The following is a 16,762-nucleotide window of genomic DNA, read 5'->3' as shown; positions in this document are numbered from 1 at the left end:
CTCATGAAGCTTGAGACAATAATAAACCAGCCGGTGATAGAAACCGAGCGGTTCGACCTGCGCCCGTTGCGCCGGTCGGATATGGGTCTCATTGAACACTATGCAGGTGATGAACGCGTGGCGCGGATGACGACAGCAATCCCACATCCGCTGCCGCCTGGATCGACCGAAGCCTTTGTGACCCGTGCCATGTCCGATGACCGGGACGAGGATGTTTGGGCCATGGACGCGACCAAGGATGGCGGCCCCGAGCTTATTGGCTTGATTTCGTTGACGCGACTGGATCGCAACCAATCCGAGGTTGGCTATTGGGTCGCGCCCGTCTACTGGAACACGGGCGTCGCTTCGCTGGCTGTAGAAGCGTTGGTAAACTCCAACCCGTTGGAGAACGCCAACATGTTCGCCAGTGTATTTCAGGACAACCCTGCCTCGGCGCGGGTTCTGACTCATTGTGGGTTTGAATATCTGGGCGATGCGGAAAGCTATTCGGTGGCGCGCGATGCAAATGTGCCCACCTGGACATATACAAAGAAACTCTGACTTGTGGCCGATGGGGCCTTTGCAGTAGGGGACAGACATGAAATTTCTCGATCTTGCAAAGGTCTACATCCGGTCCGGGGCCGGTGGGGGCGGCTGCGTCAGCTTCCGGCGCGAAAAATACATCGAATATGGCGGCCCTGATGGCGGCGACGGCGGCAAAGGCGGTTCCGTTTGGGTTGAGGTTGTGGACAGCCTGAACACGCTGATCGACTTTCGCTATCAGCAGCATTTCTTTGCCAAGAACGGCCAACCCGGCCGCGGTCAGCAGCGTACCGGCAAGGATGGCGATGACATCGTCCTGCGCGTGCCTGTCGGCACCGAAATTCTGGACGAAGACGAAGAGACCGTCATCTGCGACCTGACCGAGGTTGGACAGCGCGTTCTGCTGGCCAAGGGCGGCAATGGCGGTTTCGGCAACCTGCATTTCAAATCGGCCACCAACCAGGCGCCACGCCGGGCCAATCCGGGGCAGGCAGGGATCGACCGCACCATCTGGTTGCGGCTCAAGCTGATCGCCGATGTCGGTCTGTTGGGGATGCCCAATGCGGGCAAATCGACCTTTCTGGCGGCGACCTCAAACGCACGACCCAAAATCGCGGATTATCCGTTTACCACGCTGCACCCCAATCTGGGCGTTGTGGGCGTGGATAACGTGGAATTTGTCGTCGCCGACATCCCCGGCCTGATCGAAGGCGCGCATGAGGGGCGCGGCATTGGAGATCGTTTTCTGGGCCACGTCGAACGTTGCGCTGTGTTGCTGCATCTGGTCGATGGAACCTCGGAATCCGCGGCCGAAGATTACCGCACCATCATTCACGAGCTTGAGGCCTATGGCGGAGAACTGGCCGAGAAACCTCGGATCACGGTGCTGAACAAGGTCGACGCGCTGGATGACGAGGAACAAGAACTGGCCAAGTCCGAGCTGGAAGAGGCGGTGGGCGGCCCCGTCATGGCCATGTCCGGTGTTGCGCATCTGGGCGTGACTGAGGTGCTGCGCGCGTTGCGTGCCGAAATTGACGACAATCGCGTGCGCCACAAACCCGCCGAGGAGGCCGCACCTTGGCAACCCTGACGTCGGCGAAACGACTGGTTGTAAAGATCGGGTCTGCCTTGCTGGTGGACCGAAATTCAGGGTTGTTGCGTTCAGATTGGCTGCATTCGCTGGCACAGGACGTAGCGTGGCTCAAGGGGCAGGGGACTGACGTTATTTTGGTGTCGTCCGGGTCAATCGCCTTAGGGCGGGGTGTGTTAGGGCTGCCTATGGAGACCCTGCCTCTGGAACAATCACAAGCCGCAGCCGCCGTTGGTCAGATCCGACTGGCTCGCGCTTATGAAGAGGCACTCACCCCGCACAATATTACGACAGCACAGGTTCTGGTGACGTTGGAGGACAGCGCCGACCGCCGCCGCTACCTGAACTCACGCGCGACGCTTGAGACATTGCTAAGCCTTGGCGTGGTGCCGATTGTCAACGAGAATGACACGGTCGCAACGGATGAGATCCGGTACGGCGACAATGATCGTCTGGCTGCCCAGATCGCCGTTACGGTGGGTGCGGATCAGTTGATCCTGCTGTCGGATGTGGATGGATTCTATACCGGCAACCCTGTTCAGGATGCCTCAGCCACACGCTATGACGTGATCGAGGAAATCACGCCAGAGATTGAAGAAATGGCGGGGGACGCCGGTTCAGGCCTGTCCAAGGGTGGGATGAAGACCAAATTGCTGGCGGCTAAGATGGCGACGGCGGCGGGTTGTGACATGGCAATCACCGAAGGATCGCCACTGAACCCACTGAAAACGCTTGAAAATGGCGCGAATTGCACATGGTTCACCGCCACGGTCGATCCGCACGCGGCGCGCAAACGATGGATCTCGGCGATGAAACCACGTGGTGAGATCGTAGTGGATGCAGGCGCGGCGAGGGCTCTTGGCAATGGTAAAAGCCTGCTGCCAGCAGGTATTGTCGAAGTGACCGGCGATTTCGGGCGCGGCGATCCTGTGGCAATCATCGACCCACAGGCGCGGCGGTTAGCGCAGGGGCTGAGCCGCTATACCGCGCAAGAGGCAGACGCAATCAAGGGCCGCAAGTCGTCCGAGATCGAAGCCACGCTGGGCTATCCCGGCCGCGCCGTTCTGATCCACAGGGACGACCTGGCGCTATGACAAACACACGAGAAAGGCACCTGAGATGAAGGATTTTGACAGCATTCCCGCCCTGATGGCTGATCTCGGTGCACGGGCGAAGGCCGCTTCGTCCGAACTGGCTTTTGCCAGTGCCGAGCGTAAGCACGCCGCCCTGATCGCCGCCGCCGATGCAGTATGGGCACGTCGCGCAGAGATCATCGAAGCCAACAAGAAAGACCTCGAGTTCGGGCGCGAAAAGGGCCTGAGCCCGGCCATGATGGATCGTCTGAAGCTGGACGAAGCCCGTGTGCAAGGTATGGTCGATGGGCTGCTAACCGTGGCTGATCAGGCTGACCCAGTCGGTGAGGTTCTTTCCGAATGGGACATGGCGTCCGGCCTCAACATTCAGCGCGTGCGTACACCGCTCGGCGTCATTGGCGTCATCTATGAAAGTCGCCCGAACGTGACGGCGGATGCCGGTGCCTTGTGCCTGAAATCAGGGAATGCCGTGATCCTGCGCGGCGGGTCCGAGAGCTTTCACTCTTCGAGCGCGATCCATGCCTGCCTGGTCGAAGGATTGAAGGCCGCGAACCTGCCCGAAGACGCTATTCAGTTAGTCCCCACACGGGATAGGGCGGCCGTTCAGGAATTGTTGCGAATGACCGACTATGTCGACGTCATTGTCCCGCGCGGCGGCAAAGGTCTGGTTGGGTTGGTGCAACGCGAAGCCCGCGTACCGGTCTTTGCGCATCTCGAAGGGATCGTGCACATCTATGTCGACAAAACCGCAGATATGCAGAAAACGCTGGATGTCGTGCTGAACGCCAAAACGCGGCGCACCGGAATTTGCGGGGCTGCTGAATGCCTGCTTATTCACGAGGACATAGCCGAGACATTAGGCCAAAGCGTCATACAGGAGTTACTGGCGGCAGGTGTCGAGGTTCACGCAGAAGGTTCTCTGGCTATCGAAGGCACCATTGACGCAACTGCCGAGGATTGGGGCAAAGAGTTCCTGGACAGCATCATTGCCGCCAAACCCGTACAGGATATTGACACGGCAATCGCGCACATCCGTCAATTTGGTTCGAACCATACGGATTGCATCATCACCGAAGATCAGGCCGCCGCAGATCGGTTCTTTGAACGTCTCGACAGCGCGATCCTAATGCACAATGCCTCGACCCAATTCGCCGATGGGGGGGAGTTTGGCATGGGTGCAGAAATCGGCATTGCCACGGGTAAAATGCATGCGCGTGGCCCAGTTGGTGCAGCACAACTGACCAGTTTCAAATATCTGGTTCGCGGGAACGGCACCGTCCGCAGTTAGTACCGGATCACAATTCGGGTTGCGGTGGTCTCTACTGCAACCCGTCGCCCCATTGCAGCGGCTGTATCCGGCAGAAGGGCGAATTGCACCTGCGCCGGGGTCACTTTGTCAACAAAACGGCCCGTTGGCAGGTTTTTCCAAAGGTCACCATCAAGGTTGAGCCTGTCGGCAACGCCTATGACGACCCAGTTTCGCCCGTCATTTTGCACTTTGACCTCACCGCCCAGTGGCATCGCGCTTTCGCAGCACATCATCGCCAGAAACGCCAGTTTGACCTGATTGCGCGGAACCGCTTCGGTCAAATGCCAGCTCACGCGCACCCGACCTGCCTTTTCCACATCGTTCAAAAGTTCGGTGACTTCAGCTCGACCAAGGGGCTGATCACTTGCGGACCCGAAGGCCACGCGAAAGAACCTTATCCGCGCCCCGGCGCTGCCCACGCTGCCTGCGATCAGCTCCATCTCGGGGCCTTGCGTACCGCCAACCATCTGTAACAGCTCCAGCCCGTTGGTGATCGCGCCAATTGGGCTGATCAGGTCGTGGCAGATCCGCGAGCCGATCAGTTCGGCCAGGTTGACGTCTGTAGCGCTCATGCGTACCTCCTGCTGTATCTGCCACCGGACCCGGAGCCCAGTCATGTCAGACCTCAATGCCATTCTTGCACCGGGCATGTATGTCCGCCACCCCGATTTCCCTGATTGGGGCATTGGACAGGTGCAGTCCAATATCGGTGGCAAAATCACCGTTAACTTCCGCGAGCAGGGGAAAGTGGTGATTGACGGATCGCGCATCGCCCTGATGCCCGTCTTTGATCCGTGAAACTGGTTTAGGAAAGGTTAACGTCCGGTCGGTCTTACCCTATGTTGCCATCCCCCCGAAACCTGCGGTATCAGCGCTGAAACAACACGGAACCTCAGATGCCGGACGCGGGCCCATCCTTCACCGTCAAACTTGCCGAGACAGAGGCCGAACTGCGCGCGGCGCAGCACCTTCGCTATGACGTGTTCGTGCGCGAACTGGGCGGCGGCGGAGAGATGGTCGACCACGAGGCCGGGCTTGAGCGGGATCGCTTCGATCCCTATTTCGACCACATGCTGGCCATCGACGACCAGAGCGGTGAAACTGTGGGCGTTTACAGGTTGTTACCGGGCGAACGTGCCGCTGAATTGGGCCAATTCTATTCTGAAGACGAATACGATTTAACTGTCCTGAAAGACAGCGGGCGCAAGCTGTTGGAACTGGGTCGTTCCTGCCTGCACCCCGACTATCGTGGTGGTACGGCGATGTACCATCTGTGGAATGGCTTGGCGACCTATGTGGCCGAACGACAGATCGAGGTTCTGTTCGGCGTTGCCAGCTTTCACGGCACCGATGTGCAGCCTCTGGCGCAGCCTCTGTCCATGCTGCATCACAACCATCTTGCCCCACCTGACTTAAGGGTCCGGGCGCAACCCGACGTGTTTCAGTCGATGAATATTGTCAACGCGGACGCGTTAGATCGTCGGGCGGCCATGGTGCAGGTACCCGCTCTGATCAAAGCCTATCTACGGCTGGGCGGGTTCGTGGGCGAGGGGGCGTTCATCGACCACGCCTTTAACACAACGGATGTGTGCCTGATCCTCGACACGGCGCGCATGAACGAACGCCAACGGCGAATTTATAGCGGAGCATGAAGCGTTGAGTGAATCGTCCTGGCACAGCGAAGATGCCCCTGACCCTATAGAACTTGGCCTTTCGGGCTGGGCGCTTGCCATTCTGCGGGGTGTACCGTTGGTTGTGTTGCTGCTTGGCGGCCTCGCCATCCTTCTCGTCCTGCGTCTGATCGAAATTCCCTTTTTCGGGCTGCGTCGTCCGGTGACTCCGTTCATTACGCAATTCGTCTGCCGAAATGCTCTGCGTATTCTCGGCATCGGGTTCAAAGCGTCTGGAGAGTTGATGACGCAGCGCGGAGCGGTTGTCGCAAACCACTCATCCTGGCTGGACATTTTTTCGCTGAACGCGCGCAAAAGAGTATACTTTGTGTCGAAGGCCGAGGTCGCCAAGTGGCCCGGCATCGGTTGGCTGGCCCGCGCAACTGGCACGGTTTTCATCGAAAGAAACCGCAAAAAGGCGCGCGAACAGACGCTTCTTTTTCAAGAGCGTTTGACCGCCGGTCACAAATTGCTGTTCTTCCCCGAGGGCACATCGACGGACGGATTGCGCGTTTTACCATTTAAAACAACGCTCTTTGCGGCGTTCTTCACAGATGAACTACGTGACTTCATGTACGTACAGCCGGTTTCGGTGATCTATCACGCGCCCCGAGGTAAGCCAGACAGGTTTTACGGATGGTGGGGCGACATGGACTTCGGACCGCATCTACTGAAAACACTCGGGGCACGGCGGCAGGGGTCTATCGAATTGATTTACCACACACCCGCTAAGGTCAGCGACTTCGCCAACCGCAAGGAACTGGCTGCGCATTGCGAAGCGGCCGTTCGTCACGCTCACAGTCTGGCGCAGCTTGAAAATTAAGGGCAAAAGCCTCTTGCGCTGCTATTAAACCTGCCGTATACGCGCGCCATTCAAACCCGCAGGCGGGGTTTGGGCTTTTTGAGGGAGACATCCTCATCAGGACCGCCGGTTGGAGCATCCGCTTCTTTCACCCCCGCCAAGGCGTAAACCGGAAAAGGAAAATAGCATGGCTCTTCCCGAGTTCACCATGCGTCAGCTGCTGGAAGCTGGCGTTCACTTTGGTCACCAGACACAGCGTTGGAATCCCCGCATGGGCCCGTTCATCTACGGCTCGCGCAATGGCATTCACATCATGGACCTGACCCAGACCGTTCCGATGCTGGATCAGGCGCTGCAGGCCGTTCGTGACACCGTCGCAAAAGGTGGCCGCGTTCTGTTCGTTGGCACCAAGCGTCAGGCCGCTGGCCCGATCGCCGAAGCGGCTGAAAAGTCTGCTCAGTACTACATGAACCACCGCTGGCTGGGCGGCACTCTGACCAACTGGAAAACCGTTTCCCAGTCGATCAACCGTCTGAACCAGATCGACGAAGCCATGGAATCGGGCGCTGAAGGCCTGACCAAGAAAGAGCGTCTGGGCATGGAGCGTGACCAGGCCAAGCTGCAGGCTTCGCTGGGCGGTATCCGCGAAATGGGCGGCGTTCCTGACCTGCTGTTCGTCATCGACGTCAAGAAAGAAGCACTGGCAATCGCCGAAGCCAACAAGCTGGGTATCCCAGTTGTAGCTGTTGTCGACACCAACTGCTCGCCCGATGGTGTGGACTACATCATCCCCGGCAACGACGACGCAGCCCGCGCAATCGGCCTGTACTGTGACCTGGCAGCACGTGCTGCGCTGGACGGTATGACCGCTCAGATGGGTGCCGCAGGCGTTGACCTGGGCGCGTTCGAAGAAGCTCCGGTTGAAGAAGCCGTTGCGGAAGAAGCGCCCGCAGAAGCCGACGCAGAAACCCCTGCCGAAGCGTAAGCTGCCCGTCACGTAAATGACATATGGGGCAGGGTATGACCTGCCCCAATTCCGTTTGAATTGAGGAGAGCCAAAAATGGCAATCACAGCAGCAATGGTAAAAGAACTGCGCGACTCGACCGGCGCAGGCATGATGGACGCGAAAAAAGCGCTGACCGAAACCGGCGGCAACATGGACGAGGCCGTTGATTGGCTGCGCACCAAAGGTCTGGCCAAGGCGGCCAAGAAATCGGGCCGTACCGCAGCAGAAGGTCTGGTTGCTGTTCACGTTGACGGTGGCAATGGTGTTGCTGTCGAAGTGAACTCGGAAACCGACTTCGTTGCGAAGAACGCCGAGTTCCAGGAAATGGTTGGCAAGATCGCATATGCAGCTGAAGGCGTCGACAATGTCGAAGCTCTGCTGGCGGCTGACTTGGGCGGCAAAAACGTCGCAGACACGCTGACCGACAAGATCGCCACCATCGGCGAAAACATGTCGGTGCGTCGTATGGCCAAGTTGTCGGGCGATATCGTTGTCTCCTACGTCCACAACGCTGCCACCAACGGCATGGGCAAAATCGGCGTTCTGGTCGCCCTGACCGGTGGCGACGAAACGATTGGCAAGCAGGTTGCGATGCACATCGCGGCTGTGAACCCGGCAGCTTTGTCTGAGGCCGATATGGATCCGGCGGTTGTCGAGAAGGAAAAGCAGGTTCAGATGGACATCGCCCGTGAATCCGGCAAGCCCGAGCAGGTGATCGAGAAGATGATCGAAGGCCGCATGAAGAAATTTGTCGCAGAATCGACCCTTCTGAACCAGTCCTTCGTTGTGAACCCTGACCTGACCGTTGAAGCAGCGGCCAAAGAAGCGGGAGCAACCATCACGGGCTTCGTCCGTTTGGAAGTTGGCGAAGGCATCGTTGTCGAAAAAGAAGACTTCGCAGCCGAAGTTGCCAAAGCCGCTCAGGGCTAATTTTAATCTCAGGACCTGCTTTGGGTTCTGAGATAACTGCAAAGGCCGGTGACGCATTGCGTGGCCGGCCTTTTGCTTGCGCAAATAAAAAAGGACACCGAAGTGTCCTGTGATTGTTGGTTAGAATGAGGGGCCCCGCATGATGGGGATGGTCGAGGCCCCCCACAATTTCCGACATAGGTACGTGGACGAATAGACGCCCCTTTGCCAGAGCGATCAGAGAGCTTTGTTATTGCAAAGATCCGACCAAATGTTCCCAGGCTAAAGCCACCACTCACGGAACAATATCACTTTGCAACCAAACGCTCAGATTCGGGAAGTCATGTTTTCCTTACCTAAGGTAAATTGACGCAGAGAAGCGTCAATTGCTCAGCGATTTTGCCTACATAATGAACATTTGGTTCTGCAGCGATGCTTTGAGAACAGCTTGAGCCGTCGTTTCCACGGCAAGCGACTCTCGTGCAAGCCTGAGATGCTTTTCGACAGTCGCTGCGGTCAGCCCCATCAGCAGGGCGATGTCCTGCGTCGTCTTACCGTCGCCCACCCATTCCAGAGCTTCGCGCTGCCGCTTGGTCAGCGCGCGGTTGGGGGCATTATAGGGCAGGGTCAAAATCTTGAGATGCGCGACATTGTTCATTAACAAAATGTCTTCGCCATGCTCGGCCCAAACCTCATCAACTTCTTCCTGTGTGCGCGAACCGCAGCCTGAAAGAGAGATTGCCCCCTTCGAACGCATAGACACCGAATTGAAGCTGACCGTATAACCAGCCGCGACACCCTTGGAACGATTGAACTCAATAACTTTGCGCTCAAGCTCTGTAAGCGTGCCGTCCTCCATCATGTCCTGAGTAATTTTCCAACTACCGGCGCCTTCGTTCTGCAACGCCCATTTCAACATCGGAGCGTTGAAATACAGACCATCCCGCAGGAACCCGTCCAGATAATCCCTGCCGTGGTTGGTCAGGATCACAAAGTCTTCGGGATCACCCAACGACGTTTCAGTTCTATAGCGCGTGAACCCATAGAGCAGGCGATTGAAACCATACTCGGCCATTTGCCTGCAATGAGCGTCCCAAAGCTCCTCCAGCGTTTTTGTATAGCTGAGAAAATGGAGATACTCTCTTAGCTTCATGTAGAAGCCCTTGCGTTCAAATGAGCCGATAGTGCATCCAGCGCCAATACATAGCTTTGCGGTCCAAACCCGCAAATTTGCCCGATTGCCACACGCGCAATGTACGAATTGTGCCGAAAGCTTTCGCGCGCATGGATATTGGACAGATGTACTTCGACCACAGGCAACTCAACTGACGCGATGGCATCCATCAACGCGATCGACGTGTGCGTAAACGCCCCAGCGTTCAGAACGATTCCGTGCTGGGTGTCCTTGGCAACGTGAATTGCATCAATAAGCTGACCTTCATGATTGGATTGGAAATGCGATACGTCCAAACCGACAGAACTGCCGTGTTTCACGCACAAACTTTCAATCATTTCAAGCGTGGTGCTGCCGTAAACCTCAGGCTGACGTGTGCCCAGAAGATTTAGGTTCGGACCGTTTAAAATCAGAGCTTTGTGCATAATCTCACTGTTCCTGTTTACAAGTTCATAAACGCGAAAAGGTAGGAATGTCCACCGCCTGCAATTTTTCAAACACAAGGGAATGGCCCTTCCCACACAGTTCCCTCAGGGCAGCTATTTACCTTCCCGAACTGCGCGCCACGACGAAAACCGCTTTGCCCAAGATGCCACCGTCGGCGGTGTCATCAAAATCAAACTCATGTCCCGTCCGGCGCGACGTTGAGTAAAGCTTGCATGTCGTCGCCGTTATCCCTGTTATCCAATCAGAAAGAACATTGGCGACACCGCAAAAAATGTCACGATCCCGGCCAAGCGCACCTTCAAATTGCAGTTGCGCGCCGGATAGCGGCAGTCTTTGCACGCCAAACCAAAGCTCGGAGGATAAAGATCATGACCCCAGAAACATTGTTCTCACTGAACGGCAAGACAGCGCTTGTGACAGGTGGCGCGACTGGAATTGGGCGCATGGCTGCTGAAGCCTTGGTTAGGGCAGGGGCCCATGTTCTGATCGCCTCGCGAAACAGCGACGCCTGTGAAGCCGTAGCGGAGGAGTTGAATGCCCTGGATGCCCCGGGCAGCGCCGAAGGGTTCGGAGGCGACGTCGGCACCAAAGAGGGAATCGACGACATGGTGTCCGAGGTTGGGCAGCGGACGGAAAGACTCGACATCCTTATGAACAATGCGGGCGTTACTTGGGGCGCACCGATGGGGCAGTTTCCCTACGAAGCCTGGGACAAAGTGATGTCTGTAAACGTCGCAGGGATTTTTGACCTGACCCAAAAACTGTTGCCAATGTTGATGAAGTCCGGCACGCCCGATGATCCTGCCCGCGTGGTCAACGTCGGATCCGTGATGGGAGAGGTCCCAATGGGGGATGGTGCCTATAGCTACTCGGCATCGAAGGCGGCGGTTTTGCACCTGACAAAGATCATGGCCAAGGAACTGTCACCATACAATGTCACCGTGAATGCGTTGGCACCGGGGCCGTTTGTTTCCCGAATGACAGCGTTCGCAACAGCGGACGAAGACGTAAGGGCCAAAGTAGGCAAATCCGTTCCGCTTGGCCGGGTCGGAAGCGAAGACGACATTGCCGGATGTATGCTGTTTCTCTGCGGGCGCGGGGGGAGCTATGTAACCGGAGCTGTCATTCCGGTTTCAGGCGGCATAAACGTCGTGACCGCTGGGAACATCTTCGCTGAGGCACTCTGAAAGTATGTCGCGTTAGACGCCGAAGTTTCTGAGCCTTCAAACTGACAAGCAGTTTGAGCTTACTGCGCTTAGACCAACCGACGACATCTAATCACGACGGACCGGATAGCTCTAGTTCAAGGTTTCCAAGGCTGTTCTTTCCAAAGAACATCTCAGACCCAACAAAGAACGTCGGCACACCGAATACGCCCTTTCTTACAGCAGCTTTTGTTTGATCCTTAAGCTGCTGTTTGACCTCGACACTTGTCATTGCCTCGCGCAGTTTGCGAACAGGCAATTCGTTTTCCTGCAGGATATCCATCAAAACGCCAAGTTCATCAACCTTTTGCCCATGCACCCAAATCGCATCAAATATGGCATCTACATATTTGGCTTCCCATGATTTTCCCGAGGCAAAAACTGCACCCCGCATGGCGAATTTCGTGTTTACGGGAAAGTGCGGGCTCATGTGGAAACTCAAACCGCGACGTCTGGCAAAACGGTGCAAGTCATGCGTGAGGTACGCGCTTTTCTGACGAATGTCGGAAAAGGCCCGAAACGGGCTTTGGTTGTTTGTGGCCTTGAAAACGGTTGCCAGCAACACCGGCACCAAGTCGATATTGACGCCGTGCATGTCCGCCAACTCCGGCAGTATCTTATGCGCAAGAAACGCATTTGGACTGCAAAAATCATAAATAAAATCTATGGCTTGCGACATGTTCTTCCTCCTGAAGGAATATGGCTACTACGCACTCACCACAAGCAAATGATTCTCTAACTGCTAACAGTTTAACAGACTGTTGCCTCTAAAGTGCGACAGCAGGCGAATTCCGCCGATTTCCTGCCGATCTGCTTGGTGATGCCTTATGAAATCGATTCACCCTACGGCATTCAGTCAGGGCAATTATTGAACGAAACGGGCTAGGCTGTTACGCCATGTCTTAAATCCAATTGGAGACCCCGCATGACCGAGGCAGAACGTATTCTCATAGACCTCTTGAACCTCGAAAGATTGGAAGTTGACCTTTATCGGGGCGTAGGGTCAGGTGGGGAAACATCCACACGGATATTCGGAGGGCAGGTGGTTGCCCAGGCGCTTGCCGCCGCGTATCGCACAGTGGACGAACGGCTGTGTCACTCCTTACATGCGTACTTTATTCGACCGGGTGATCCATCAATACCTGTTATTTATCAAGTAGATAGAGCTCGAGATGGAGGTTCATTCACTACGCGTCGAGTCGTTGCAATTCAACACGGAAAGCAAATCCTGAACATGTCCGCATCGTTTCATGTGCGCGACGAAGGCTGGGATCATCAGCATGATATGCCGCAACTGGAAAAGCCGGAATACTATCCGGCGCGCACAGAGTTAAAAGAAAAGTACCTGAGCGCGCTTCCGGAACGATTGCATGGCGAACTGATGCGTGAGCGTCCAATTGAGGTGCGCGAGGTCAACCATGTGCATCCTTTGAAACCCGCGAAAACAGATGATCGCAACCAAATGTGGATGCGCATGAATGCCGCCAAGCAAGCTGATGAAAGAACACAACAATTACTGCTTACCTATGCGTCAGACATGAGCCTGTTGAGTTCTGGTATGCGCCCACATGGGCTGAGCTGGTTCACAGGCGAAGTTAATGGCGCAAGCCTTGACCACGCGATGTGGTTTCACGCTCCGGTGCGGTTCGAGAACTGGCACTTATACTCAATGGATTCCCCGTGGACCGGCCGAGGCCGGAACTTTAATCGAGGCTCTATCTATTCCGAAGACGGAATCCTGGTGGCATCGGTTGCCCAGGAAGGGTTAATGCGGAAAGTTCAAAAGAATTCTTAAGGGTTTATTTTAACATTCGGATTCCGGGGAAACCGCTGTTTAGACGACTGCTATTCTGGCGCCGCACAGCATTAATTTAACCATAATACCGATTATGCGAACAGTCATTGTAGCCCTAAAGTGAAATATCGCAGGACTTCCATCCTGCGATTCCACAGCAGAATCCCTTAGTAAAACGCCTGCAATCCAGTTTGCGCGCGTCCCAGGATCAAGGCATGCACGTCATGCGTTCCTTCATAGGTGTTGACCGTCTCAAGGTTAACCATGTGGCGGATCACTTGGAATTCCAAAGAAATCCCGTTGCCGCCATGCATGTCGCGGGCCATGCGTGCGATTTCAAGCGCTTTACCACAGTTATTGCGCTTTACGATCGAGATCATCTCGGGCGCTGCTTCCGCTTGATCCATCAAACGACCGACACGCAGGCTGCCCTGCAACCCCAACGCAATCTCGGTCTGCATGTCAGCTAGCTTTCGTTGAAACAACTGTGTTTGGGCCAAGGGTTTGTCGAATTGCTTGCGATCCAAGCCGTACTGACGTGCGCCATGCCAACAAGCCTCGGCTGCGCCCATGACGCCCCAGCTAATTCCATAGCGTGCGCGATTCAGACAGCCAAACGGGCCTTTCAAACCTTGCACATTCGGTAACAAAGCATCGTCGCCCACTTCGACACCATCCAGAACGATCTCACCAGTGATCGACGCGCGCAAGCTCATCTTGTTTTGGATTTTCGGAGCACTCAGCCCCTTGAGGCCTTTTTCCAGAACGAACCCACGAATTTTACCGTCATGCGCATCCGACTTGGCCCAGATCACGAAGACATCCGAAATCGGCGAGTTCGAAATCCACATTTTGTTGCCGGTCAGCCGATAGCCGCCGTCAGTCTTTTCGGCACGGGTTTTCATACCAGCCGGGTCCGAACCAGCATCCGGTTCGGTAAGCCCGAAACACCCAATCCATTCACCGCTTGCAAGTTTGGGCAGATACTTTCGGCGTTGTTCTTCGCTGCCATAGGCATAGATCGGGTACATCACCAATGAGCTTTGAACCGACATCATCGAACGATAACCAGAGTCCACGCGCTCTACTTCACGGGCGACCAAACCATAGGAAACGTATCCCCCGCCCAATCCGCCGTATTCTTCAGGGATCGTCGTCCCCAACAGGCCCATTTCACCCATTTCCCGAAAAATCTCGGGGTCGGTTTCTTCGTTCTGAAAAGCGTCGGTGACTCGGGGCTGTAGCTTTTCCTGCGCATAAGCCCGCGCGCTGTCGGAAATCATCCGCTCGTCTTCCGTCAACTGATCAGACAGACGGAATGGATCGTCCCAGGCGAATTGCCCCAAGTCCGGTGCATCTTTGGCGCGCAAGGTGGGCTTCGTATTGGGGGCGTTCATGGTGTATCTCCGCTCAAATCTCTGGGCGCAAACTAACCTGTCAGCCCTTCAAATGACAGTAAGAGATTCGCAACCAACCATGAGTTTTTCTCATGGACGGATAGGTATGTCCCCTGCCCGGCTTTACCCCAGAGCGTAACCTGCACCACGTACGGTGCGTACGGGATCTTCTCCACCATGTTGGGTCAATGCTTTGCGCAACCGTCCGATATGCACATCTACCGTCCGGGTATCGACATAGATATCGCGGCCCCACACGCGGTCCAATAGCTGCTCACGACTCCAAACACGCCCGGGCTTTTCCATAAACGTACTCAGAAGCCGGAATTCTGTCGGCCCAAGTTTCAGGGGTTTACTGTCACGGCTAACCTTATGTGTTTCGGAATCCAGAATGATATCGCCGAACTCCAGCCTGATGCCCACTGTTGCTGGTCGTACGCGCCGCAGTTGAGTTCTGACCCGAGCCATCAGTTCGACAACCGAATATGGCTTGACCACGTAATCATCTGCTCCGGTTTCCAGACCGCGCACCTTGTCGACCTCTTCCGTGCGAGCAGACAGCATAATGATCGGAATGGAACGCGTATCGGCCCTTGATTTCAGCCTGCGGCAAACCTCGATCCCGCTGAGATTTGGCATCATCCAGTCCAGAACGATGATGTCCGGACTATCCTCATCGACCAAAAGCAGGGCCTCGTCCCCGTTCTCGGCCTTGGCCACCCGAAACCCCTCAGCCTCAAGGTTGTACGCCAGCACCTCACGCTGTGCCAGCTCATCTTCGACCACAAGAACGGTAGGTTGGTCGGCGGACATGTGTCAGATCTCCTGCGGGGTGTGCGACGTGATATCGGCCTTGGGTCGCGCCTCGGCGGGGCGTTCCCCCGTGACCAGATAGACGACCTGCTCGGCAATGGCGGTGACGTGGTCACCCATGCGTTCGATGTTCTTGGCAATGAAATGCAGGTGCATACAGGACGAAATGTTGCGCGGGTCTTCAGCCATGAATGTCAGAAACTCACGGAACAGGCCGTTATACATTTGGTCCACCTCTTCGTCACGGTTGATGACATCGGTGGCCAGTTCTGCGTCACGTTGGATATAGGCGTCCAGCGCGTCACGCAGCATATGTTCAACCTCGCGGGCCATACGGCGCAGGGCCGCGGCGCTGCCGTTGATTTCCCCCGCATTCACAAGAACCGTGGTGCGTTTGGCGATGTTCTTGGCATAGTCCCCAATACGTTCCAGATTGCCTGAAACCTTTAGCACCGACAGCACCAGACGCAGATCGCTGGCCGTTGGCGCACGCAAGGCGATAAGACGCGCAGTTTCTTCGTCGATCAGCTCTTCCAGCGCGTCAATAGCCTTGTCGCCTGCGCGGACCTGCTGGGCCAGTTCCTCATCTCGCGATTCCAGCGACCGTGCGGCGCCCATGATGGCGGCCTCAACCAGACCACCCATTTTCATGATGTGGGCCTGAATCGCTTCGAGATCGCGGTCGAAAGCGGATGCAATATGTTGTTCAGTCATGATCTGATACCTGTCCTCAACCGATCCGGCCGGTGATGTAGCTTTCGGTGCGGGGATCTTCGGGGTTGGTGAAGATCTGGCCTGTCTCGCCAAATTCAACGAGGTTCCCAAGGTGGAAAAACGCAGTTTTCTGGCTGACCCGTGCGGCTTGTTGCATCGAGTGGGTCACGATCACCACCGAATAGCGCGAACGCAACTCGTCAATCAGTTCCTCAACCTGCGCGGTTGCAATCGGATCAAGGGCCGAGCACGGCTCATCCATCAAAAGAACTTCCGGTGCAGTCGCGATTGCGCGTGCGATGCACAGACGCTGTTGTTGACCACCGGACAGGCCGGTGCCGGGGGCATCCAGACGATCCTTGACCTCATCCCAGATCGCGCCACGGCGCAGGGATTTCTCAACGATCTCATCGAGTTCCGCCTTGTTCTTGGCAAGACCATGGATGCGCGGGCCATAGGCCACGTTGTCATAGATCGACTTGGGGAACGGGTTCGGCTTTTGGAACACCATCCCCACCTTAGCGCGCAACTGCACCGGGTCGACGCGCTTGTCGTAAATATCTTCACCATCCAACAGGATGTCACCCTCAACCCGGCAGATGTCGATCGTGTCGTTCATCCGGTTCAGACAGCGCAGGAAGGTGGACTTGCCGCAACCCGACGGGCCAATGAACGCAGTCACAGTCTTTTCTTCAATCTCAACGTTCACGTCTTTGATGGCGTGAGTGTCGCCGTAATAGACCTGAACCTTGTTCGCGGCAATCTTGATAGCTTTGGAGTCCACGGCTCTCTCCACTCGTGTCATGTCGTTCAT

19 protein-coding genes are annotated in these 16,762 nt (G+C 56.0%); 11 read left to right on the top strand and 8 right to left on the bottom strand.

Features of this window, described 5'->3' with window-relative positions; genetic code table 11:
* Positions 1-3: 3 nt before the first annotated feature.
* Genes RUESEDTHA_RS12640 through RUESEDTHA_RS12625 form a run of 4 tightly spaced genes read left to right on the top strand, consistent with a single transcriptional unit; the run spans position 4 to position 3,994 of the window.
* Positions 4-540 (top strand): GNAT family N-acetyltransferase, encoded by a 537-nt coding sequence (locus tag RUESEDTHA_RS12640; protein ID WP_171211500.1) that lies wholly within the window; start codon positions 4-6, stop codon positions 538-540.
* Between the two features lie 37 nt (positions 541-577).
* On the top strand, positions 578-1,612 hold the full coding sequence (obgE, locus tag RUESEDTHA_RS12635) for a GTPase ObgE (RefSeq protein WP_180887188.1): 1,035 nt from the start codon (positions 578-580) through the stop codon (positions 1,610-1,612).
* Positions 1,600-2,706 carry a glutamate 5-kinase gene (gene proB, locus RUESEDTHA_RS12630; protein WP_180887187.1) on the top strand — a complete coding sequence of 369 codons (1,107 nt, stop codon included), beginning with the start codon at positions 1,600-1,602 and terminating at the stop codon, positions 2,704-2,706. The genes obgE and proB overlap by 13 nt, the downstream gene beginning before the upstream one ends.
* A gap of 25 nt (positions 2,707-2,731) precedes the next feature.
* The gene (locus RUESEDTHA_RS12625; protein ID WP_180887186.1) at positions 2,732-3,994 is read left to right on the top strand and encodes a glutamate-5-semialdehyde dehydrogenase; all 1,263 of its coding nucleotides are present in this window, start codon (positions 2,732-2,734) and stop codon (positions 3,992-3,994) included.
* Here RUESEDTHA_RS12625 and RUESEDTHA_RS12620 read toward each other — a convergent pair.
* Positions 3,991-4,587, bottom strand: coding sequence for a histidine phosphotransferase family protein (locus RUESEDTHA_RS12620; protein ID WP_180887185.1), 597 nt, complete (start codon positions 4,585-4,587; stop codon positions 3,991-3,993). The genes RUESEDTHA_RS12625 and RUESEDTHA_RS12620 overlap by 4 nt on opposite strands.
* Before the next feature lie 43 nt (positions 4,588-4,630).
* On the opposite strand from RUESEDTHA_RS12620, the gene RUESEDTHA_RS12615 reads away from it, so the two are divergent.
* From RUESEDTHA_RS12615 to tsf, 5 genes are all read left to right on the top strand, one after another.
* Positions 4,631-4,813 (top strand): DUF3553 domain-containing protein, encoded by a 183-nt coding sequence (locus tag RUESEDTHA_RS12615; protein WP_170388360.1) that lies wholly within the window; start codon positions 4,631-4,633, stop codon positions 4,811-4,813.
* Between the two features lie 98 nt (positions 4,814-4,911).
* A complete protein-coding gene (locus tag RUESEDTHA_RS12610) occupies positions 4,912-5,667 on the top strand; it encodes a GNAT family N-acetyltransferase (protein ID WP_180887184.1) in 756 nt (251 codons plus the stop codon).
* A gap of 4 nt (positions 5,668-5,671) precedes the next feature.
* Positions 5,672-6,508 carry a 1-acyl-sn-glycerol-3-phosphate acyltransferase gene (locus tag RUESEDTHA_RS12605; protein WP_180887183.1) on the top strand — a complete coding sequence of 279 codons (837 nt, stop codon included), beginning with the start codon at positions 5,672-5,674 and terminating at the stop codon, positions 6,506-6,508.
* A 166-nt stretch (positions 6,509-6,674) separates the two neighbouring features.
* On the top strand, positions 6,675-7,472 hold the full coding sequence (gene rpsB, locus RUESEDTHA_RS12600; protein ID WP_171121427.1) for a 30S ribosomal protein S2: 798 nt from the start codon (positions 6,675-6,677) through the stop codon (positions 7,470-7,472).
* 76 nt (positions 7,473-7,548) lie between these two features.
* Positions 7,549-8,424, top strand: coding sequence for a translation elongation factor Ts (tsf, locus tag RUESEDTHA_RS12595; RefSeq protein WP_180887182.1), 876 nt, complete (start codon positions 7,549-7,551; stop codon positions 8,422-8,424).
* Between the two features lie 382 nt (positions 8,425-8,806).
* On the opposite strand, the gene RUESEDTHA_RS12590 is transcribed toward tsf, so the two are convergent.
* Positions 8,807-9,556, bottom strand: coding sequence for a LuxR family transcriptional regulator (locus RUESEDTHA_RS12590; RefSeq protein WP_180887181.1), 750 nt, complete (start codon positions 9,554-9,556; stop codon positions 8,807-8,809).
* Positions 9,553-10,002, bottom strand: a complete 450-nt coding sequence (aroQ, locus tag RUESEDTHA_RS12585; protein ID WP_180887180.1) for a type II 3-dehydroquinate dehydratase — start codon at positions 10,000-10,002, stop codon at positions 9,553-9,555. Before aroQ ends, RUESEDTHA_RS12590 begins: the two co-directional genes overlap by 4 nt.
* Positions 10,003-10,392: 390 nt before the next feature.
* Here aroQ and RUESEDTHA_RS12580 point away from each other — a divergent pair, with 390 nt between their 5' ends.
* The gene (locus RUESEDTHA_RS12580; RefSeq protein ID WP_180887179.1) at positions 10,393-11,211 is read left to right on the top strand and encodes an SDR family oxidoreductase; all 819 of its coding nucleotides are present in this window, start codon (positions 10,393-10,395) and stop codon (positions 11,209-11,211) included.
* A gap of 91 nt (positions 11,212-11,302) precedes the next feature.
* Here the strand turns inward: RUESEDTHA_RS12580 and RUESEDTHA_RS12575 are convergent, their stop codons facing one another.
* Positions 11,303-11,908 (bottom strand): 2-hydroxychromene-2-carboxylate isomerase, encoded by a 606-nt coding sequence (locus RUESEDTHA_RS12575; protein WP_180887178.1) that lies wholly within the window; start codon positions 11,906-11,908, stop codon positions 11,303-11,305.
* Between the two features lie 246 nt (positions 11,909-12,154).
* Here RUESEDTHA_RS12575 and RUESEDTHA_RS12570 point away from each other — a divergent pair, with 246 nt between their 5' ends.
* On the top strand, positions 12,155-13,024 hold the full coding sequence (locus tag RUESEDTHA_RS12570; RefSeq protein ID WP_180887177.1) for an acyl-CoA thioesterase II: 870 nt from the start codon (positions 12,155-12,157) through the stop codon (positions 13,022-13,024).
* A 167-nt stretch (positions 13,025-13,191) separates the two neighbouring features.
* On the opposite strand, the gene RUESEDTHA_RS12565 is transcribed toward RUESEDTHA_RS12570, so the two are convergent.
* The 4 genes from RUESEDTHA_RS12565 to pstB all read right to left on the bottom strand — a co-directional run bounded on the left by RUESEDTHA_RS12565 (position 13,192) and on the right by pstB (position 16,762).
* Positions 13,192-14,421, bottom strand: coding sequence for an acyl-CoA dehydrogenase (locus tag RUESEDTHA_RS12565; RefSeq protein WP_180887176.1), 1,230 nt, complete (start codon positions 14,419-14,421; stop codon positions 13,192-13,194).
* Between the two features lie 123 nt (positions 14,422-14,544).
* Positions 14,545-15,234, bottom strand: coding sequence for a phosphate regulon transcriptional regulator PhoB (gene phoB / locus RUESEDTHA_RS12560; RefSeq protein WP_180887175.1), 690 nt, complete (start codon positions 15,232-15,234; stop codon positions 14,545-14,547).
* 3 nt (positions 15,235-15,237) lie between these two features.
* Positions 15,238-15,948 carry a phosphate signaling complex protein PhoU gene (gene phoU, locus RUESEDTHA_RS12555; RefSeq protein ID WP_171121436.1) on the bottom strand — a complete coding sequence of 237 codons (711 nt, stop codon included), beginning with the start codon at positions 15,946-15,948 and terminating at the stop codon, positions 15,238-15,240.
* Positions 15,949-15,964: 16 nt separating this feature from the next.
* A complete protein-coding gene (gene pstB, locus RUESEDTHA_RS12550) occupies positions 15,965-16,762 on the bottom strand; it encodes a phosphate ABC transporter ATP-binding protein PstB (RefSeq protein ID WP_171121437.1) in 798 nt (265 codons plus the stop codon).

This window comes from Ruegeria sp. THAF57, assembly GCF_903914075.1.
Taxonomy (GTDB): Bacteria; Pseudomonadota; Alphaproteobacteria; order Rhodobacterales; family Rhodobacteraceae; genus Ruegeria.
Note: the sequence above shows the minus strand (reverse complement) of the source record. Positions and strands in the feature narration are given on the sequence as shown.